16 protein-coding genes are annotated in these 19,501 nt (G+C 60.6%); 8 read left to right on the top strand and 8 right to left on the bottom strand.

Annotated features, from left to right (window positions below; all coding sequences use genetic code 11):
* Positions 1-56 precede the first annotated feature (56 nt).
* From telA to mprF, 3 genes are all read right to left on the bottom strand, one after another.
* Complete coding sequence (gene telA, locus AKG12_RS06875) at positions 57-1,388, bottom strand: telomere resolvase TelA (RefSeq protein ID WP_046801571.1); 1,332 nt, start codon at positions 1,386-1,388, stop codon at positions 57-59.
* 287 nt (positions 1,389-1,675) lie between these two features.
* A complete protein-coding gene (locus AKG12_RS06870) occupies positions 1,676-3,046 on the bottom strand; it encodes a virulence factor (RefSeq protein ID WP_052818275.1) in 1,371 nt (456 codons plus the stop codon).
* Entirely contained in the window at positions 3,043-5,646 is a 2,604-nt protein-coding gene (gene mprF / locus AKG12_RS06865; RefSeq protein ID WP_052818274.1) for a bifunctional lysylphosphatidylglycerol flippase/synthetase MprF, read from the bottom strand. Before mprF ends, AKG12_RS06870 begins: the two co-directional genes overlap by 4 nt.
* Positions 5,647-5,923: 277 nt before the next feature.
* Here mprF and AKG12_RS06860 point away from each other — a divergent pair, with 277 nt between their 5' ends.
* Complete coding sequence (locus AKG12_RS06860) at positions 5,924-6,217, top strand: hypothetical protein (RefSeq protein ID WP_046801568.1); 294 nt, start codon at positions 5,924-5,926, stop codon at positions 6,215-6,217.
* 58 nt (positions 6,218-6,275) lie between these two features.
* Here AKG12_RS06860 and AKG12_RS06855 read toward each other — a convergent pair whose 3' ends face one another.
* The gene (locus AKG12_RS06855) at positions 6,276-7,316 is read right to left on the bottom strand and encodes a dipeptidase (RefSeq protein ID WP_052818373.1); all 1,041 of its coding nucleotides are present in this window, start codon (positions 7,314-7,316) and stop codon (positions 6,276-6,278) included.
* 234 nt (positions 7,317-7,550) lie between these two features.
* Here AKG12_RS06855 and AKG12_RS06850 point away from each other — a divergent pair, with 234 nt between their 5' ends.
* From AKG12_RS06850 to AKG12_RS06820, 7 genes are all read left to right on the top strand, one after another.
* A complete protein-coding gene (locus tag AKG12_RS06850; RefSeq protein ID WP_052818273.1) occupies positions 7,551-9,146 on the top strand; it encodes an ABC transporter substrate-binding protein in 1,596 nt (531 codons plus the stop codon).
* A gap of 2 nt (positions 9,147-9,148) precedes the next feature.
* Positions 9,149-10,162: an ABC transporter permease gene (locus tag AKG12_RS06845; RefSeq protein ID WP_046801566.1), complete on the top strand. Its 1,014-nt coding sequence runs from the start codon at positions 9,149-9,151 to the stop codon at positions 10,160-10,162.
* Positions 10,159-11,061, top strand: coding sequence for a nickel transporter permease (gene nikC / locus AKG12_RS06840; RefSeq protein WP_052818272.1), 903 nt, complete (start codon positions 10,159-10,161; stop codon positions 11,059-11,061). Before AKG12_RS06845 ends, nikC begins: the two co-directional genes overlap by 4 nt.
* A gap of 3 nt (positions 11,062-11,064) precedes the next feature.
* The gene (locus tag AKG12_RS06835) at positions 11,065-11,895 is read left to right on the top strand and encodes an ABC transporter ATP-binding protein (protein WP_046801564.1); all 831 of its coding nucleotides are present in this window, start codon (positions 11,065-11,067) and stop codon (positions 11,893-11,895) included.
* The gene (locus AKG12_RS06830) at positions 11,892-12,632 is read left to right on the top strand and encodes an ABC transporter ATP-binding protein (RefSeq protein WP_052818271.1); all 741 of its coding nucleotides are present in this window, start codon (positions 11,892-11,894) and stop codon (positions 12,630-12,632) included. The genes AKG12_RS06835 and AKG12_RS06830 overlap by 4 nt, the downstream gene beginning before the upstream one ends.
* Positions 12,633-12,844: 212 nt before the next feature.
* Positions 12,845-14,356, top strand: a complete 1,512-nt coding sequence (locus AKG12_RS06825) for a serine hydrolase domain-containing protein (protein ID WP_052818270.1) — start codon at positions 12,845-12,847, stop codon at positions 14,354-14,356.
* 83 nt (positions 14,357-14,439) lie between these two features.
* Positions 14,440-15,336, top strand: a complete 897-nt coding sequence (locus tag AKG12_RS06820) for a LysR substrate-binding domain-containing protein (RefSeq protein WP_046801611.1) — start codon at positions 14,440-14,442, stop codon at positions 15,334-15,336.
* 7 nt (positions 15,337-15,343) lie between these two features.
* Here the strand turns inward: AKG12_RS06820 and AKG12_RS06815 are convergent, their stop codons facing one another.
* The 4 genes from AKG12_RS06815 to AKG12_RS06800 all read right to left on the bottom strand — a co-directional run bounded on the left by AKG12_RS06815 (position 15,344) and on the right by AKG12_RS06800 (position 19,471).
* Positions 15,344-16,210, bottom strand: coding sequence for a D-amino-acid transaminase (locus AKG12_RS06815; RefSeq protein ID WP_052818269.1), 867 nt, complete (start codon positions 16,208-16,210; stop codon positions 15,344-15,346).
* A 20-nt stretch (positions 16,211-16,230) separates the two neighbouring features.
* Positions 16,231-17,289, bottom strand: a complete 1,059-nt coding sequence (locus tag AKG12_RS06810; protein WP_052818268.1) for a P1 family peptidase — start codon at positions 17,287-17,289, stop codon at positions 16,231-16,233.
* 143 nt (positions 17,290-17,432) lie between these two features.
* Positions 17,433-18,392, bottom strand: coding sequence for a sugar kinase (locus AKG12_RS06805; RefSeq protein WP_052818267.1), 960 nt, complete (start codon positions 18,390-18,392; stop codon positions 17,433-17,435).
* Positions 18,393-18,412: 20 nt separating this feature from the next.
* Positions 18,413-19,471, bottom strand: coding sequence for an ABC transporter ATP-binding protein (locus AKG12_RS06800; protein ID WP_052818266.1), 1,059 nt, complete (start codon positions 19,469-19,471; stop codon positions 18,413-18,415).
* Positions 19,472-19,501 lie beyond the last annotated feature (30 nt).

The raw sequence follows: 19,501 nt of genomic DNA, 5'->3' as shown, positions 1-19,501 counted from the left end.
CTTCCTGTGCAGTTTTAAGGTGTGCCAGTTTTTTGGGGGGAGCGGCTGCGGCTGCCTTAGGGCTTTTTGCCTGAGACCGGCGCAACGCTCGCCATTTGCTGCAATGTCCGCTCATTCGTGCGCTTGGCGCGCGCCAGCGCGTCGTCGCGATCTTCGGGCAGCGTGTATGTCATGTAGGACAACGAGGTTTCGAGGTCGTTGTTATTGTGTCCCAAAATGGCGGCGAAATAACTGTTCTTGGTGACATGGGGCGGTGCGAAATTGTGATAGGCTACCTCGGCATAGAGGTGCCGCAGGCCATAGGGCTTGGGAAGTTCTTGCCTCGGCCAGAAATCCTCAAACAGGTTAAAGACCGTGTCCCGGAGCAGCAGGCGGGTTTCCGATGAAAAATCATCGATCGACATGCCGTGCCACAGTTTTCCCTGCCCGCTTGCGCGCAGGCGTTCATAGGCGGACAGAATGGTGGCGGAGCGGGCAAGCACCGGGATTTCGTAGGTAATCCCGAATTTCGTTCCTTCGCCCTGTTTCGTCTTGGCCTGGCCGTTGAACAGGATGCTCCATTTGGAAACGCCCTTGCCATAAGGGGCGGGGGAAAATTCGGCCTGGGTAAAGACCTCGTAGGGACGCCGTCCCGTCATGCCGATCAGGCCGATGCCGATCATCAGCGGATCGGCCGACTGCAGGCAATCGGCGCAAATCTTCAGAACCTGCCGGTAGTTTTCGAATGTAATCAGCGCGCCATGCTTGTTGGCGATCTTTTCCATCTTGACCCGGCGGGCGTCGTCATACATCGCGGCATCGCCGGTCGCGATCTTCAGCATCGGATGCTCGTCGCCGAAGGCTTCGCGGATCGCATTGCGGTATTTGGTGATGTAGGAGATGATCGTCGTCTGCGCCCTGTCCTTCATGATGCTGAGCTCAGCATTCCAGAGGGCCTGCATTTCCTCTTTTTTGGCCACGCCATTCATTGCTGCAATGAAATCCGCGATGCGCAGAAGAACCGTCGGCTTTCGTCCTGCGGTGTTGAATTCCGCCCGTTCGATTTTTTCGACGATGGATGTCGCCACGCCGGTTTTCGGATAGTCGGCCCGCTCGATATAGGTATTCAGCCGCTCGCGCAGTTTTTTCATGTTGCAGATGGCAAGCGGTGTGCTCTTTGGGCCGAACTCGGCCTTCAGGGCATACCGATATTTCATGATGTAGAGTTCGAGCGTCTTTTCGGTGCGGCCATTGTCGAAATGGTAGCGGACTTCGGCATCCCACAGATCGCGGATTTTCTTGTTCCGCACAGCGTCGCTGCTTTTCATCGCTTCTCTGACGCCAGCGACGAATTGGTCGATGCGTTCCACGAGGACGGGTGTTTTTGTCTTTCGCTTTAAGGCGGGCATGCGGCGGCTCCCTGAACCGGTCCGAAAATATAAAATCCATGGTTGGCAATCAACAGAAGCATGGTTGAGGAAACGCCATGAACATTCGCCGCCGGCCGGGTTCTTTTGAATAATAATTTAATCGATTCCGCAAGCGCGGGTGTCGATCGAAGACGGGTTTCGAACTGCCGCCGGTCATTCAGGGGAGTCGGAAGGCTGCGGGAGAAGATGTTTCTGCGGAGGGAAGCTGTCAATTTACGTTCGGAGCTTCGGAAATTCTCCCGAAGCCCCCTAAGGTCAAAAATACGCTATTTAGGCAGCCGGGTCTTCAGCGATGTCACAATCCGCTTTGCGAGCGCCTCATAGTCTTCGTCGAAATGGTGACCGCCTTCAATAGCGATCGTTTCCACACCCTTCGCCTTCAGGCTGGGGCAGGGGTCTTCATCCTCTTCCTCCGTACCGTATACGCACTGTACCAGCGTCGGATCGATCTTGGCGATGTCGTCCACCGTCTTGCCGCCCTTGCCTTCGCCCGCCACGCCAAGCCAGCCCTGAACGGAAATTTCGAAATCCACTTCCGTCGACAAACCCAGCAGGGAGAGCTGCACGACGTGGGATTTCGCGCGTTCCGGCAGAAGATTGTAGGTTGCAGGAATGATGTCGGCACCGAAGGAATAGCCGATCAATACGACGTTGCGGACCTTCCATTGTTTGCGATAGGTGTCGATGATGCGGCCAAGGTCGCTTGCCACTTCCTGTGGCTGCTTTTCTTTCCAGAAATAACGCAGCGCATCGACGCCGATCACGGGAATGCCCTGTTTCTGCAGCGCACCGCCCACTTCCTCGTCAAGATCGCGCCAGCCGCCGTCGCCGGAATAGATCACCGCCATGGTGTCCATGACAGGGTTCGTTTCCAGAACCTTGATCGGCAGGCCGAGCGGGTTGTCGGTATCGCCGGCGGCGTCGATCTGGTCGGACAGGGTTTGTGTCAGGATTTCGTCCGCCTTGTCATCTACGTCAGTCACATCGATATCGGGATGCAGCTTGACGAGCGCGTTGATATGGTCGCGGCCCTTCTGATCCGCAGCGGGGGTGAACAGCACGCTGACGGGCGCTGGCAGCGGACCATCGGTCAGGCCATAGACCGTTTCGCCATCCACCTTGTCCTTGGTGGCGGGCGTGCAGAGTATCTTCTCAAGCGGCAGGCCTGCCTTGGGGTCGACGGCAATGGCGTCGCGGATGGTGGAGACCGGGCTTTGCGCGATCATCGCCAGTGCCAGCGTTCCGCCCTTGCCGATGCCGGTGAGAATGGGCTGGCGATAGCTGCTGGTGCCGGCGGTGCGCTGGATCTGCTGCGACAGCGACTCGATGTCCGAGATCATATAGATGCACTCGTCGTCATCGGCTTCGAGCGCCTTCAGATATTCCTTGAAGTCGATGCCGACCACGGCGGCACCCTTTGCAACCAGCGCCTTGGCGCGCTCTTCGTCGGCATTGGTCCATCCGTCCGCGTCGGAAATAAGGAAGACGCTGGCGAGAATTTCGCTGTCGGGCACCATGATGTGCTCGGCCGGGATCATGCCGGTCTCATAGGCCGGCTTGTCCTGCGCAAAAACGGAGGTGGAGGCGAACAAGGCGGAAGCGGCAAGGGCCGCCTTCATCATGGTGGATTTTCTCATTTTCCGATCACTCCTCTGACGCCGCCGCTGATCAGAACCGTTGCGTCCATCAGCGCCAGTGCGGCGTCTGCGCCGTTCTGAACGGCAAGGTAACGCGGTTCCCATTTCGGGTGGAACTTCGTCTTGAACGCACGAAGTCCCTTGAAGTTGTAGAAACGTTCGCCGTGTTCGAACAGCGTGCTGCCAATGCGATCCCAGACGGGTGCTGCATCGCGCTTCGACATGCCGGACATGGGCGCCATGCCGAGATTGAAGCTCTCATAGCCCGCCTCACGCAGATATTGCATGATACTGACGAAGAGGAAATCCATCGCGCCGCGCGGCGCATCCGCCGAAAATCGCATGAGATCGACGGTGGCTTCCTTTTTCGTTTCCGTCACCATCAGATTGGCAAAGGCGGTGATCTTTCCATCTTTCCGAAGAATGGCAACGGGCTGGGAGAGGATGTAGTCCGGTTCGAAGGCGCCGAGGGAAAAGCGTTTTTCCCGCGTGTTGTGGTGTGCAAGCCAGCCATCGGAGACCTGTTTCAACTCATTGAGAATATCCGGCACCTGGGCTTGTTCGACAACCTCGAAGGTCAGCCCGTCGCGTGCGCCGCGGCTCAGGGACTGGCGAAGGGTGGCGAGCTTGCCGCCCTTCAGTTCGAATGCGGTGAGATCGACGAGCGCCAGTTCGCCGAGCTTGAAAGCGCGCAGGCCGGCATCGGCGCAATGGGAGAGCAGGAAAGGTGAAATCTGGTAAAAGGCGGCGCGTGCGCCGGCCGAACGGGCGGCTTCCACGAATTGCCAGACGAGATCGGGGAAATCCTCCTCGTCGCCAACCGGATCGGCAAAGGCGATCCAGGAACGGCCCTGAATGCCGTACATGATGAAGGCGTTGCCGCTCTCGGAGAACATCACGTGTTTGTCGCCCATGCGCACGAGGTTGGCGTCGGCGGCGTCCTGTTTCATGACGATACCGGTTGCGTTTACCACGTCTTCGGCCTCGATCGCATCCGGCCTGTAGGCCACCGGCCGCATGAGGCTGAAGATGGCGATGGTGGATGAGGCGAGCACGAGACCGAGAAGGGCGCGCAAACCGCGCGGTGCTTCTTCGGAGAATTCGAACTGCCACCACAAGGTCTGGCTGTAATCCGTATCGCGATAGACAAAGAGCAGAATGGTTGCCGCGCCGGCGACGATGACGGCCATGGCGGCGAGCCAGCTTGGCCCCAGCGCCTGTTTGACCAGGGAAGCATGGCGGTTGAAGCTGCGCATATTGGCGGCGAGTGCGATGATGAAGACGCCGAGGATCGCGGCTTCAAAGACGGCGATGGCCTTGAGGAGCGAAAGAACCAGCGCCAGCGAGGCGGCGACGAGGGCGATCCACCAGGCGCCGTCCAGCCGCTGCCCGAGGCCACGCGAGGCGACGACGAGCACGAGGCCGAGGATGCTGGTGAGAAAATGCGCCGCCTCGATGATCGGCAGCGGCACGAAATTGGAGAGGAAATCCAGGTTGCTGTCCGGCGTTGGCGTCACGCTCGAAAAGATCAGCATGGTGCCGAGGATCATGGCGAAGGTCGACAGCAGCGGCGGGGCAAGGCGCACGGCAAGCTGGCTGATATCGGAGACAACAGGCTTTGCGGCGAACTGCTTCATCTCCGAGATGAGCATCACCAGAATGGCGACCACCAGCGGCAGGACGTGATAGNAGATCACGCGATAAAGCACAAGGCTTCCGAGCAGCTGGTCGACGCTGATGGCGTTGCCAAGCCCCGCGACCATCACTGTTTCAAAGACGCCGAGACCGGCCGGCACATGGCTGAGGACGCCGAGGCCGACGGCGGTGGCATAGATCGCAAAGAATGTCGGCCAGCCGAGATGGGTGTCGGGCAACAGCACATAAAGCACGGAGGCGGAGGCGGCGATATCGAAAGCCGAGACGAGGAACTGGCGCGACGATGTGCGGCTGTCCGGGAGGCGCAGACGCCATGCGCCAAGCTTGATCGTGTGGCCGTTGCGTCCGACATAGGCCGCAACGACAAGCACCGCGATGACGGCGAGCGCCGCCCCCCTGAGGATCAGGGCGTCGACGCCGATGATGGCGGCGATGCGTGGTGCGACGATGAAGGTGGAGATGGCGCTGACCGAAAGCAGCCCAAGCCCGAAGGATAACGTGACAAAGGCGATGACGCGGGCGATTTCACCGGGCGACAGGCCCATCCGGGAATAGGCGCGAAAGCGGATCGCGCCACCGCTCAAGGGGCCGAAACCGGCAGTGTTGCCAATGGCATAAGCGGCAAAAGCAGTCGCCGCCATGGGCGGAAACGGCAGCTTGCGGCCGATATATTCGATCGCGTTGGCGTCGTAGAATATCAGCGCCAGAAAGCTGAGCGCCGTGAAGAAAATGGCAAGCAGAACCGCAGAGGCGGAGGTCTGCGTCAGTGCGTCGATGACGTCGTCATAACGCACTTCGGAGGTCAGGTGATAGATGGCGAAGGTCATCATCACGAAGACGAGCGTGATGGCGATCGCGGTCAGATAGGGGCGGTTTCGGGCAAGAAAGCTTTCAACCGCGGATTCCGCGACATCGGTTTGTGTGATTTCGCTCTTGTCTGCCATTTGCTTTATCCAGCGCCCGTTCCCAAGCTTGGCGAACCACAGGAATGTGTCGCTAATTCGTTTCGGTTGAGGAAATGTGATTAGCAGAAAAGCATGAAGTGTCGATGTAGAGTTTGGCCCGCTCCTTGGTGAATTTCGCCAATTTCAAGGGCAAAAATGCAACTATGAAATGCATGATTTGCCGGATTGTTCCGAAAGACACAAAATTGACCGCTGCGGTTGCTTGGTGGTTGCGTTTGATGCCATTACACGCTCCTTTTGATTGAAGGAGATGCAGATGAACACGCCCACAAGAATAGCGCTTTCGCTCGTCGTCGCCCTCGCGGCGGGCGGCGGATACATGGCAGTCGACAAGATGCGCGGTGCCGAATGGGTCGTTTCGCCGCAGCAGATTGCCGAGGCCAAGGCAAAAGGGCAGATGGGTTATGAATCCCGTCCGGGCACAGTGACTGTGTTGCCGATCCGCAGCGAGACGGCGGATGTATTGCCGATGAAATGGGCGATGATCGGTGTCGTTGCCGGGCTTCTGGCGTTCCGTGCGAGCGGCAAGAAAAAAGCGGCAAAGGCTTAAGGGCCTGCCGCTTCATATCTCCGGCGCTGTGCGCCGGAGATGGATTTTATGCTGAGCCTTACGCGCCCCAGGTCTTTTCCAGTACGCGGACCCAGTTGCCGTGGCAGATCTTGGCAAGCGCCTCGTCGTCATAACCGCCCTTGCGCAGGGCTTCGACCAACAATTGCAGATCGCCCGCATCCTTCATGGCGGCGGGAATGGTGGTGCCGTCGAAATCCGAACCGAGCGCTACGTGATCGATGCCGATGCGGTTGACGATATAGTCAACGTGGCGGACAAGTTCGCCAAGATCGGTATTGGGGTTCTTCACGCCGTCCTGGCGCAGGAACAAAACGCCGAAATTGATGCCGGCAAGACCGCCCGTGTCGCGGATAGCGTCCAGCTGGCGGTCCGTCAGGTTGCGGCTGTGGTTGCAGATTGCATAGGCGTTGGAATGCGACGCCACCAGCGGCGCGTCTGATATCTTGGCGATGTCCCAGAAACCCTGCTCATTCATGTGCGACAGGTCGACCATGATCTTGAGTTCGTTGCAGGTCTTCACCAGCCGCTTGCCGGCATCGGTGAGGCCGGGGCCGATATCCGGTGTCGAGGGGAAACGGAAGGGAACGCCATAAGCGAAGATGTTCGGGCGGCTCCAGACCGGTCCGAGCGTGCGAAGGCCCGCCTCGTAGAGCACGTGCAGCGCATCAAGATCAGCGCCGATCGCTTCCGCGCCCTCGATATGGAAAACCGAGGCAAAAGCGCCCTCTGCCATGGCGCTGCGGATATCGGCGGCAGTGCGGCAAACCTTGAGCGCGCCGGCGGACTGTTTCTCGGCGCGGAACAGCAGGCCGGCCATGGCGAGCGTCGCCTTCAGCGCGTCGGCTTCTGACGGTGTCGAAAAATCACCGTTCGCATCTTTCTCCATGCTCGGCGACGGCACGTAAATGGCGCAGAGGCCGCCGGCCAGCCCGCCCTTCCTGGCGCGCGGCAGGTCGATGTGGCCGACCGTATCCCCTTCGATGAGAAGCGTTTCGGGAGAAGCGTTGCCCGATCGCCATAACCGCAGAAGCACGTCGTTGTGGCCGTCGAAGACGGGGACGGTTTTTTCATCGGTCATGGTCATTCACCTTCGGAAATGGGTCGGCGCGGGCGCGCCATCGGGGGAGTTTTGGGAATTGGTAGAGGAAAGGTCAAGGCGGGAGCAAATGCAATCCATGCATAGGCTCTGCCAAATTTGGAATTGGTCGGGCCTCGTTTGCTCGTGGTAATCGCGGGAAAACATAAAAAAAATGACTGGATTGGGGCAAACCCACACCGTTTCCGAAAAATAAGGTCCGAAAGGGGATTTTCGATGATTTCAAGACGCAACCTGCTGATTGCCGGCGCTGCCGTTCCGTTCCTGTCCTATGCGCGCATTCCGGCCTTTGCCGCGACGCCCAAGGATATTCTGGTTGTCGCCCAGCAGCTGGACAATATGACGAGCCTTGACCCGCATGAAGGTTTCGAAGCCGTCGGCGGTGAAATCATCTCCAACATGTATCAGAAGCTGGTGCGCGCCAACCGTGAGGATTCCACCAAGGTTGATCCGGTCATCGCGAAATCCTGGGAAGCCGATGCGGACAGCAAGGTCTTCACCTTTGTGATCGGTGACGAAGCGACCTTCTCCAGCGGTGCGAAAGTGACCGCGGAAGACGTTGCCTTCTCGCTGCAGCGCGCCATCAAGATGAACAAGAGCCCGGCCTTCATCATCAGCCAGTTCGGCTTCACGCCTGAGAATGCCGAAACGACCATCGTTGCCGCCGACGACAAGACGGTGAAGCTGACGACGGCAAAGCCGACCGCCATCTCCTTCCTGCTGTATTGCCTCTCCGCCAATATCGGCGCCATCGTTGAAAAGAAGGCGGTTCTCGCCAATGCTTCCGGCGAAGACCTCGGCAATGGCTGGCTGCAGAAGAACAGCGCCGGTTCGGGCGATTTCGTTCTGCAGGCCTGGAAGCCGAGCGAAAGCGTCGCGCTCACCGTCAATCCGAACGGTCCTTACAAGGGCAATATCAAGCGCATCGTGCTGCGCCACGTCACCGATCCGTCTTCGCAGCTCCTGATGCTGCAGAAGGGCGATATCGACATTGCCCGCGACCTCACCTCGGAACAGCTGCGTACCGTCAAGAACGACGAGAACATCGAGCTGGAGCGCAAGAGCATCGCTTCGCTGGTTCTGATCTCGCTCAACCAGGGCAATGAGAACCTCGCCAAGCCGCAGGTCTGGCAGGCGATCAAGTGGGCGCTGGACTATAAGGGCATGCAGGAAAACATCGTGCCGTTGACGCACGAAGTGCACCAGAGCTTCGAGCCGGAAGGCTTCCCGGGCGCCGTCAACGACATTCCGTACCAGCGCGATGTCGAAAAGGCCAAGGCGCTGATGGCCGAGGCCGGCCTTGCCGACGGTTTCGAAATCAGCATGGACCACTATTCCGCACAGCCCTATCCGGATCTGGCGCAGGCCATTCAGGCAAACCTTGCCGATATCGGCATCAAGGTGCGCCTGCAGTCGGCCGAGAACCGTCAGGTCCTGACCAAGATGCGCGCCCGCGAACACCAGATGGCGCTGTCCGCATGGGGCACGGATTATTTCGATCCGCATTCCAATGCCGATGTCTTCAACATCAACAAGGACAATGGCGACGACGCCAAGTCCAAGCCCTTCCTGTGGCGTTCGCGTTTCAAGAACGACGATTTCGCCGCCAAGGCGGAAGCCGCCCGTGACGAGAAGGACCCGGCAAAGCGCGTGGAGCTTTACGAAGCCCTGCAGCGCGAGCACATGGAAAACAGCCCCTTCGTGTTCATGTTCCAGACCACGAAGACGGCGGCCTTCCGCAAGGGCGTTTCCGGCTTCGAACTCGGCGTTCTCTCCGAGGGCAATTCCTACCACGATGCGAAGAAAGCGTGACATTGAACAAGCGCGTTAAAAGCATATCGTCGATACTGGGCAGCGTCATTCTGACGCTGTTCGGTTTGATGGTCATCACCTTCATGATCGGGCGCGTCATGCCCGTCGATCCCGTCATCGCGGCGGTCGGCGACAATGCGCCCGAAGACGTCATCGTGCGGGTGCGGGCCGAAATGGGTCTTGACCAGCCGCTGGTCGTGCAGTTCTTCCATTATGTCTCGCAGGTTCTGCATGGCGATTTCGGCAATTCGATCCTGACCCGCAATCCGGTCTGGATCGATATCAAGCGCGTCTTCCCCGCCACCTTCGAACTTGCCACCGCAGCCCTCATCCTTGCAGCGCTGATCGGCATTCCGCTCGGTGTCTGGGCCGCCGTGAAGCAGGGCAAGCTGACCGACCAGGTCATCCGCGTCGTCTGCCTTGCCGGTCACTCCGTGCCGGTCTTCATGCTGGCGCTGATTTCGCTGCTCGTCTTTTACGCCACGCTTGGCGTCGCACCCGGACCGGGGCGTCAGGACATCATCTATGACGGCATGATCACGCAGATTACCGGCCTGATGACGGTCGACACGCTGCTTGCCGGCGATTGGGACGCCTTTTACGACGCCATCGCCCATATGGTGCAGCCAGTCTGCATCCTCGCCTATTTCAGCATGGCCTATATCACCCGCATGACGCGCGCCTTCATGATCGATGCGCTGAAGGGTGAATATGTCATCACCGCCCGCGCCAAGGGGCTTTCGGCCATGACCGTCATCTGGGGGCACGCCTTCCCGACGGTCGCCGTTCAGCTCGTCACGGTTCTCGCACTCACCTATGCCGGGCTTCTCGAAGGTGCCGTGGTGACGGAAACCGTCTTCAGCTGGCCGGGCCTTGGCCAATACCTCACCGTCTCGCTCATGAACGCGGACATGAACCCGGTCGTCGGAGCAACCCTGTTGATCGGCTTCATCTATGTCGCCCTCAACCTGCTCGCAGACGTGCTTTACAGAGTTATGGATCCTCGCGTTCGATGATGTTAGCTAATTTCAGAAACTGGGCGCTGGATGAGACGCCGCACTCCCGCACACAGGCTGCCTGGGGAAACCGGTACCGCATCTGGCTCAACCTCAAGTCCAACCCGCTGGCGGTGATCGGCCTGACCATCATCGTCCTCTTCATCGCGCTGTCGCTGCTGGCGCCGTTCATCGCGCCTTACGATCCGGCGGCGCAGAACCTCGGCAACCGCCTTGCGTTTCCGGATGCCACGCACTGGTTCGGCACGGATGAGCTGGGACGCGATATTCTCTCGCGCATTCTTTACGGCGGCCGCGTCACGCTCGGCATGGTCATCGCCGTCGTCGTTCTCGTCGCACCGATCGGTCTCGCCATCGGCTGCATCGCCGGTTATTTCGGCGGCATTGTCGATACGGTGCTGATGCGGGTGACGGATGTGTTCCTGGCCTTTCCGCGCCTCATCCTCGCGCTCGCCTTTGTTGCGGCACTGAAGCCCGGCGTTGAAAGCGCCGTTCTCGCCATCGCGCTTACCGCATGGCCGCCCTATGCACGTCTTGCTCGCGCCGAAACCATGACGGTGCGCGGCAGCGATTTCGTTGCGGCCTACCGCCTGACCGGCGCTTCCGCCTGGCGCATCATTGCGCGTCACATCGCGCCGCTCTGCGTGCCGAGCCTTATCGTCCGCATCACGCTCGACATGAGCTCAATCATCATCACCGCCGCCAGCCTCGGCTTCCTCGGCATGGGCGCGCAGCCGCCTTCGCCGGAATGGGGTGCGATGATCGCCACCGCCAAGCGCTTCATCTTCGAACAATGGTGGGTCGCCACCATTCCCGGCATCGCCATCTTCCTCGTTTCGCTCGCCTTCAACTTCCTTGGCGATGGCCTGCGCGACGTTCTCGACCCGAAGGGACATTGAGCCATGCTGGTCGAAATCGAAAATCTGAAGATCGCGTTCCAGACCCGCACCAGCCGTTTCGAGGCGGTGCGTGGTGTCTCCATGAAGCTCGGCACCGAAAAACTCGGCATCGTCGGCGAATCCGGTTCCGGCAAGAGCCTGACGGCGCGTGCGCTGATGAAGCTTCTGCCCTCCAATGCGGATATTCGCGCCGACAAGCTCGCTTTCGACGGGATCGATATACTGTCCGCCAGCGAAAGGCAGATGCGACAGATCCGCGGCAAGCGTGCGGGCTTTATCCTGCAGGACCCGAAATATTCGCTGAACCCGGTGAAGACCATGGGTGCGCAGATCGCAGAAGCATGGCGGGCTCATAAGGGCGGCAGCAAGCGTGCCGCCATGGAAGCGGCAATCGCCCTGCTCGATCAGGTGAAGATCCGCAATCCGCGTCAGGTCGCTTCCTCTTATGCGCATGAGGTTTCCGGCGGCATGGGCCAGCGCGTGATGATCGCCATGATGCTGGCGCCCGATCCGGAACTCCTGATCGCTGACGAACCGACCAGCGCGCTTGATGCGACGGTACAGGCGGAAATTCTGCGGCTGATCGAGGAGCTGGTGTCGGAACGCGGCATGGGTCTCATTCTCATCAGTCACGACCTGCCGCTCGTTTCGCATTTCTGCGACCGCGTCGCCGTGATGTATTCCGGCCGGGTGATGGAGGAGCTTAAGGCTTCCGAGCTTCTGAAAGCCCAACATCCTTACACGCAGGGTCTTCTGAACTGCATTCCCTCGCTGACGCATCCGCGCGAGCGTCTTCCCGTTCTCAACCGTGATGCAGCGTGGTCCAGTCAATGATCGATGTCGAAAACCTCCGTATCAAGTTCGGCGACCGCGAAGTGGTGAAGGGCGTGTCCTTTTCGGTGGAAAAGGGCGGCAGCTTCGGCATCGTCGGCGAAAGCGGCTCGGGCAAGTCCACCATCCTGCGCGCCATGGCCGGCCTCAATGAAAGCTGGGAAGGCCGCATCGCCTTTGCCGGCAAGGATGCGCCGCTGCGTCGCACGCCGGAATTCTTCCGGCAGGTTCAGATGGTGTTTCAGGACCCTTACGGGTCGCTGCATCCGCGCCAGACCATCGACCGTATCCTCAGCGAATTGCCGCTGGTGCACGGTATGGACAATATCGAAAAGCGCATCCAGCAGGCTTTGTCGGACGTCGCGCTGCCGCAGGCGGTGCGTTTCCGCTTTCCGCACCAGCTCTCGGGCGGCCAGCGCCAGCGCGTGGCGATTGCGCGCGCGCTGATCGCCGATCCGCAGGTGCTGCTGCTCGATGAGCCGACCTCGGCGCTCGATGTTTCGGTGCAGGCGGAAATCCTGAACCTGTTGCAGGACCTGCGCGTGGCCCGCAACCTCACCTATATTCTCGTCAGCCACAATCTGGCTGTCATCGCACATCTCTGCCCACAGGTTGGCGTGATGCTGAACGGGGAAATGGTGGAGCAATTGAGCGCGGGCGATCTGCGCGAGGGCCGCACCAAACATCCGCATACGGAAGAGCTGCGCAGCCTGAGCATCCGGCTGGAAGAGCCGGCCTAAGTCCATGTTGCCATAGATCGAGCGGGTGCCGCTCGCTTCTTCTCCCCGCCGGGGAGAAGGTCGCGGCAGCGGGATGAGGGGGCAAGCTCTCCGAAATCCGGCAAGGTTGCCCCCTCATCCGACCCTTCGGGCCACCTTCTCCCCCTTGGGGAGAAGAAACAAGCGGTGACGTCGAGGCCAGCCGCGTAAAAACGAAGATACGAGACCGAACCATGCCACAGCAATTCGACTGGAACGCCGCTTCAACCCTTTCGCAAAGCTTCGTCTCGCAATGGGCGGGCAACGAGCCGGGCGGGGCGGTCATCGGTTTCGATCTCAACGGCATCCGTTTCGCACATGCGGGCGGTGTCGAAAGCCTTTCGACCTTTGCGCCTTTCACGTCGCAGAGCGTGGTGCGTTATGCCTCCGTCACCAAACACGCCTTCTGCGCCATGGTGCTTGCCCATTCCGATCTGATCGGCCTTGACGACCCACTCGGCAGGCATCTGCCGGAGCTGCAGTCGCCGCTCCGCGAGGTCACGGTCGGGCAGGCGCTGGATATGAGCGGCGGCTTGCCGGATACGCGCGAATGTCTCTCGCTGCTTGGTCTTTCCGTCTATACCGAGACGAAGGCCGGCCCGCTTCTCGACTATCTCTCGCGGCTGACGCGGCTGAATTTCGATGCCGGCAATGAGGTGTCCTATTCCAATACGGGTTATCGTCTGGTGGAAGCGGCGCTGGAGCGCCGTGGTTTCCGTTTCGATGATTTCGTGCAGACGCGGATTGCCGGCCCCTTCGGCGTGTTCCTGAAGGCGCCGGATGTCTGGAACGATCCGGTCGATGGCCTCGTGCCGGGTTACTGGAAAGCCGAAGACAACTGGCAGCTTTCGGCCGCCGGTCTGCATATCTCCGCTTCGGGCAGTCTCGCCGGCAGCGCCGAAGCGCTGACCCGCTGGCTGCAGGGGCTGATGCGGGGTGAAGGCAGTTTTGCGAGTGTTCTTGACAGGCTTTCGGCTGAACGGCCGCTCGCCGATGGGCGGATGAGCGAATATGGTCTCGGCCTGCGCTGGTCGCATCTCGGCGGCAGGCGCTTCGTCGGTCACGGCGGTTCGCATCCCGGCTACAAGACTTATTTCCTGCTCGATCCGGAAAACGGCACGGGTTTTGTCGTGGTGTCGAACCGCGAGGATACCAACGGTTTCAAGATTGCGCTGGAAAGCATGGCGGCCCTCACCGGCCTGCCTTTGCCCAAACCCGCCGCCAGCCTGCCGGAAGGCCTCTATGTCACCGAAAGCGGGCCGTGGTGGCTGGAGATCAAGGGCAGCACATCCACCTTCATCGATGGTGACGACACGCTTTATGAAGATGTCGATGGCTGGGTCTCTTCCCGCTCCGCATCCTCTCCGATGCGTCTCAGGCTAGACGGTGACGTCATTGTCGGCGAGGCCGGCCACGCCGCCCGCCGCTTCCTGCCGGTCGGCGATCATGCCGTGCCGAATGATCTTTCGGGGTTGTGGCGCTCGGATGAGGGAGCGGAATTTATCATCAGCGGCTCGTCGCTGACCATGGGCATCGGCCCCACGCGCCGCAGCATGCCGTTGAAGGCGCTCGGCAATGGCCGTTTCCTCTTCACGCTGATTGACGGGCCATGGACGAAGCGCGTTTGCCTCAATCGTCAGGGTGATGATCGGATCGAGCTGGTTTCCAGTCGGGCGCGAATGATCGAATATTCAAGGGCTGTTTAAAAGAGTTTCATTCACGTCCCATTGCTCCTAATAAAGACGCTTTCCGGATAAACGGATAAGTGTTTTTGGTGGGAGTGTGGGCCGTGGAAGTCAAATGGCTCGAGGATTTCCTGGCGTTGGCCGGAACGCTCAATTTCTCGAAGGCGGCGGATGAGCGGCATGTGACGCAATCCGCGTTCAGCCGGCGCATCAAGCAGCTGGAAGCCTGGGTGGGCGCGACGCTGGTCGACCGTGCCTCCTATCCGTCGCGGCTGACCGAGGCGGGCGTGAAATTCGTGCCGGTGGCGCAGGAGACGCTGAAGCAGCTTTACCATGCGCGGCGCACGCTACTTCAGGAAGAGGGGGCGGATGCGAAAACGGTGCGGCTGACGGCGCTGCACACGCTATCGTTCACCTTTTTCCCGGACTGGCTGAAACGGGTGAACGAGACGGCGGGACCGCTGTTTTCGGTTCTGCGGCCGGATTCCGGCAGCATGGAGGAAAATCTCAATTCGCTGGTGGACGGGCAGAGCGATTTCCTTCTGACCTATGCCCACCCCGAAGTGCCGATGCTGCTTGATGCGCAGACCTTCGAGTTCCGTGTGCTGGGTGCTGAAAACATCATTCCCGTTTCAGCGCCGGCCAAAGATGGTTCACCGCTGCATGCACTGGTGGAAAACGCTCGAAAACCCTTCGCCTATCTGGACTATGAAAAGGCCTCGTTCTTCGGGCCGCTGCTGCGCGATCTCTTAAGCGCGCGCCTGCCGCAATTCGAGCGGGTGCATGAGGGCAGCATGTCGGTGGGGCTGAAAGCCATGGCGATGGCCGGCTGGGGTGTCGCCTGGGTGCCGGAAAGCCTGATGCGGCACGAACTGGATAGCGGCGCGCTCGTGCGCGCCGCCGATAACAGTTTCGATATTGCCGTCGATATCAGGCTTTATCGTTCGAAGGAGAACCGCCGGCCCGTAGTCGAGCGCATCTGGGCGGTTCTCGAAGGCTGATGTTTGCTTAAATCGCGGTGCGGCGGGCGTTTTCCAGATAGAGCGCGCGCAGACGGCTGACGAGCGGGCCGGGCTTGCCGTTGCCCACTGGCTTGCCGTCGATCTTCGTCACCGAAACCACGAAGTTGGAGGCGCTGGTCAGGCAGGCCTCATCGGCGTTCAGCGCCTCTTCCAGCGTGAAGGGGCGTTCTTCCAGCGTGAAGCCGGCTTCCCTGGCCAGTTGCAGCGCGGCAAGACGGGTGCAGCCGGGCAGCGTCTTGTTGCTGTTGCCGCGGGTGATGATCTTCTTATCGGCGGTGACGATATAGGCGGTCGAGGACGCGCCTTCGGTCACGAAACCATCCTCGATCATCCACGCCTCGTCACAGCCTTCGGCCTTGGCGATGCGCTTTGCCATGACCTGCGGCAGCAGGCAGACTGTCTTGATATCGCGGCGTTCCCAGCGCTGGTCAGGAACGGATTTGACGGCGATGCCGGCTTCCTCGACGGGGGTGCCGATCAGCTTCTTCGCCTGGGTGAACATGACCAGCGTTGGCTTCAGATCGGCGGAGAACAGGAAGTTGCGGTCTTCAGCACCTCGTGTCAGCTGCAGATAGATCATGCCTTCCACGAGGTTGTTGTCGGCAATCAGGCGGCGCTCGGCCTCGACGATTTCCTTGGTCGTGACGGGGAGCGGCACGTCGATTTCGCGGGCGCTGCGTTCCAGCCGGGCCATGTGCAGGTCGCTGTCGATCAGCTTGCCTTCCAGAACCGAGGTGACTTCATAAATGCCGTCGCCGAACAGGAAACCGCGGTCGAAGATGGAAAGGCGGGCGTCCGCTTCGGGCAGGAATTCGCCGTTGACGTAAACGATGCGACCGGATGGGCTAGTCATGAAAACTCCGTCTGGAAAAGTCAGGCTGAAAGAAGGGTTTTAAGGGCGTCGATGGAAATGGCCTCGAGCGTCGCGGCTTTGCCGGTGCCGGCATTGAAGCCTGATGTCGTATTGGCTGCACAGAGCGAATTGAGGATCGCCTCCTCCGTCGCCTCAATCGCTGCTTCGAAGAGCGGCGAAATCGCATCGTTGGAAAGTTCTGGATAGTCTGCGACGGCCTTGCGGCGCGCGGGCGTGCGGCGCAGCCGCTCATCGGTGGAAAATGCCAGCGCATAGTCACCGGAGCCATTGCTGAGTGCTGCACCCGTGCGTGCCAGCCCGCCGAAGCTTCTGGCCGCCAAACGCTTCAGGTTGCGGGAGGAGAGCGGCGCGTCGGTGGCGACCACGATGACGATGGAGCCGTCCTTGTCCTTATGATCAGGGCTGACATAGGGCTGGCCGCAGACCAGCAGATGGCCGCCATAATTAGACTGCACCAGCACGCCGAGCGTATAGGCCGCCCCGGCGATGGTGACGATGCGGGATGCGGTGCCGATGCCGCCCTTCATGCCGAAGGCCACCGTGCCGGTTCCGGCGCCAACGCCGCCCTCGGCCACGGGGCCTGTGGCGGCGTTTTTCAGCGCGGCCGAGATTTCCTCGACGGTCGGGCGTCCGGCGCGGATGTCGTTCAGGCGGGAGTCGTTGGTCTCGCCGACGACCGAGTTGATCGACACCACCTTTTCATTGCCCGGCTGCGCCAGCGTATGGCGGTTGATCGCCTCGATGGCCCGGCCCGTTGCCAGCGTGTTCGTGAGAATAACAGGTGTTTCGAGTTCGCCGAGTTCCTCGATCTGGGTGGAGCCGGCAAATTTGCCGAAGCCGTTATAGACGGCGAAGGCGGCGGGCACCTTGTCCTGAAACAGGTTGCCGCCATGGGGAAGGATCGCGGTTGCGCCGGTGCGGATCGTCTCGCCCTCGATGACCGTGGAGTGTCCGACAGCCACCCCTTCGACATCGGTGATGGCGTTGAGCGGGCCGGTCTCGAAATGGCCGGGCCGGAAACCGATATCGCGCAGTCTCGGGCGGGTCGTCTGATGCATCGGGCGATCACTTTTGCGGAATGCAGGCTCAAGGTGGAACAGGCGCGGCTTGCGAAAAGCTTTGCTCTGACTTGACGTTAGACTACTTCGCCGGGAAACGGCATCGCAAAAATGGAATAGTTTTATGCGGGCAATGGATGCGCTCAGGAGGCGCGCAGCGCGGCTTCGCCTTCACGCTCCAGCCATTGCCGCATGGCTTCCTCGGTTTCTTCGCGCGTCGGTGCGCCGATGCGGCCGCCGAAGACCGTGCATTTGAGCGCGGCGGCAACGGAGGAGAGGCGAATGGCGGCGCGGCTTTCCATGCCTTGCGCCATCGCAAGCGCAAATGTGCCGTGGAAGATATCGCCCGCCGCCAGCGTGTCCACCGCCTTAACCTGCATCGTCGTCTGGAAATGCACCGTCGGATCGCCGGCCTCGGTCCACCAGCAGCCTTGCGGACCGGCGGTGACGGCGATGAAGGTCTGCGGATAGCGGGAATGCAGCACCGGCAGCATGTCTTTCACCGTTTCAAGCCCGGTCAGCCGGGCGGCGGCGGGTTCGGAAAAGACGATATGGGTTGCGGCGGGGGCCAGCTTCTCAAGGGTTTCGACCGGTGCAACGTCGCCATCCAGAATGGCGGGTTTGCCAAGCGCACGCGCCACAGTCAGCACATCAAGCGCCAGTTCCGGCCAGCGCACATCCACCAGAACCGCGTCGAAAGGAGCAATATCTTCCGGCGTGCAGGAGCGTTTTTTCTCGTGCAGCCGATGATCATAGAAAGGCACGATCAGCCGCTCGCCGCGGTCATCGATGATGATCGTCGACAGTGCCGAGCGCGCGCCGGCGGCAAGGGTCATGCCTGAAACATCGATACCGCTTTCGGCGAGATCGCGCAGGATGCGGGCGCCGGTCTCGTCATCTCCCACCGCACCCCAGAGGCTGGCGCGGCCGCCCATGCGATGCACGGCATAGGCGGCGCTCGACGCCATGCCTTCGGCGATCTGCAACATCTCGTAGGGCAGGACCTTGCCTTCGCCCTTGGGCATGTCGTGCACGCGGAACAGGGTGTCCAGCACGGCGGCTCCCACGCAGAGCACATGCTTGCCGTCCGGTTCCTTCACCATTCTCTTCGCTCCTGCCGTGTTCAGATACGCTTGCCGCTATCCTTGTCGAACAGATGCACCGTTGCAGGATCGATGGTAATGTGGATCGTGTCGCCGAAGCGGACATTGAGCCGCTCGCGGAACAGGCAGGCGATCTCGTCACCCTTGCAATTGAGCTTGGTGTAGATTTCCGAGCCGGTGCCTTCGACCAGTTCGACCCGGCCTTCGATGCCGGTTTCGGCGGCGCGGATATGTTCCGGCCGCACGCCGTAGACGAGGTCACGGCCGCCGAGCTTGCCGATATCGGCATTGGCGGGCAGCGGCAGGCTGAGGCCCTTTGCGGTGCGGAAGACGCCTTCCTCCACCCGGCCGCGAATAAAATTCATGGCCGGCGAACCGATGAAACCGGCAACGAAGAGATTGGCGGGATTGTCGTAAAGCTCGAGCGGCGCGCCGATCTGCTCGATGACGCCGTCATGCAGGACCACGATCTTGTCGGCCATGGTCATGGCTTCCACCTGGTCATGGGTGACGTAAATGGTGGTGGTGCCGATGCGCTGGTGCATGGCCTTGATCTCGCCGCGCATCTGCACGCGCAGCTTGGCGTCGAGGTTGGAAAGCGGCTCGTCGAACAGGAAGACCTGCGGATCGCGCACCAGCGCGCGGCCCATGGCGACACGCTGGCGCTGGCCGCCCGAAAGCTGGCGTGGATAACGGTCCAGCAATTTTTCTAGCCCCAGAATGGCGGCGGCCCTGTCCACCTTGGCCTTGGTTTCCTCGGCGCTGACCTTCTTCAGCTTCAGCGCGAAGCCCATATTGTCCTTCACCGTCATGTGCGGATAAAGCGCGTAGTTCTGGAAGACCATGGCGATATCGCGGTCGCGGGCGGGCAGGTGGCTGACCTCGCGCGCGCCAATGTGGATTTCGCCGTCGCTCAGCTCCTCCAGCCCGGCGATCATGCGCAGCAGGGTGGACTTGCCGCAGCCGGACGGGCCGACGAGGACGACGAATTCGCCATCCTTGATATCGATATCGATGCCGTGGATGACGTTGACCGAGCCGAAGCGCTTCTGGACGTTCAGGATATTGACCGGTGCCATTGTACAGGTTCCCGTATTTAAATTGTTGGT

Source organism: Agrobacterium sp. SUL3, from assembly GCF_001263295.1.
Lineage (GTDB): Bacteria > Pseudomonadota > Alphaproteobacteria > Rhizobiales > Rhizobiaceae > Agrobacterium > Agrobacterium tomkonis.
Note: the sequence above shows the minus strand (reverse complement) of the source record. Positions and strands in the feature narration are given on the sequence as shown.

What these genes read in the sequence shown, in the direction of transcription:
- nikC (WP_052818272.1), top strand. Translation starts at nt 10,159, where the DNA reads ATGATGTTAGCTAATTTCAGAAACTGGGCGCTGGATGAGACGCCGCAC.
- AKG12_RS06860 (WP_046801568.1), top strand. Translation starts at nt 5,924, where the DNA reads ATGAACACGCCCACAAGAATAGCGCTTTCGCTCGTCGTCGCCCTCGCG.
- AKG12_RS06870 (WP_052818275.1), bottom strand. Translation starts at nt 3,046, where the DNA reads ATGAGAAAATCCACCATGATGAAGGCGGCCCTTGCCGCTTCCGCCTTG.
- AKG12_RS06810 (WP_052818268.1), bottom strand. Translation starts at nt 17,289, where the DNA reads ATGCATCAGACGACCCGCCCGAGACTGCGCGATATCGGTTTCCGGCCC.
- AKG12_RS06850 (WP_052818273.1), top strand. Translation starts at nt 7,551, where the DNA reads ATGATTTCAAGACGCAACCTGCTGATTGCCGGCGCTGCCGTTCCGTTC.
- AKG12_RS06815 (WP_052818269.1), bottom strand. Translation starts at nt 16,210, where the DNA reads ATGACTAGCCCATCCGGTCGCATCGTTTACGTCAACGGCGAATTCCTG.
- AKG12_RS06805 (WP_052818267.1), bottom strand. Translation starts at nt 18,392, where the DNA reads ATGGTGAAGGAACCGGACGGCAAGCATGTGCTCTGCGTGGGAGCCGCC.
- AKG12_RS06825 (WP_052818270.1), top strand. Translation starts at nt 12,845, where the DNA reads ATGCCACAGCAATTCGACTGGAACGCCGCTTCAACCCTTTCGCAAAGC.
- AKG12_RS06800 (WP_052818266.1), bottom strand. Translation starts at nt 19,471, where the DNA reads ATGGCACCGGTCAATATCCTGAACGTCCAGAAGCGCTTCGGCTCGGTC.
- AKG12_RS06855 (WP_052818373.1), bottom strand. Translation starts at nt 7,316, where the DNA reads ATGACCGATGAAAAAACCGTCCCCGTCTTCGACGGCCACAACGACGTG.
- telA (WP_046801571.1), bottom strand. Translation starts at nt 1,388, where the DNA reads ATGCCCGCCTTAAAGCGAAAGACAAAAACACCCGTCCTCGTGGAACGC.
- AKG12_RS06830 (WP_052818271.1), top strand. Translation starts at nt 11,892, where the DNA reads ATGATCGATGTCGAAAACCTCCGTATCAAGTTCGGCGACCGCGAAGTG.
- AKG12_RS06835 (WP_046801564.1), top strand. Translation starts at nt 11,065, where the DNA reads ATGCTGGTCGAAATCGAAAATCTGAAGATCGCGTTCCAGACCCGCACC.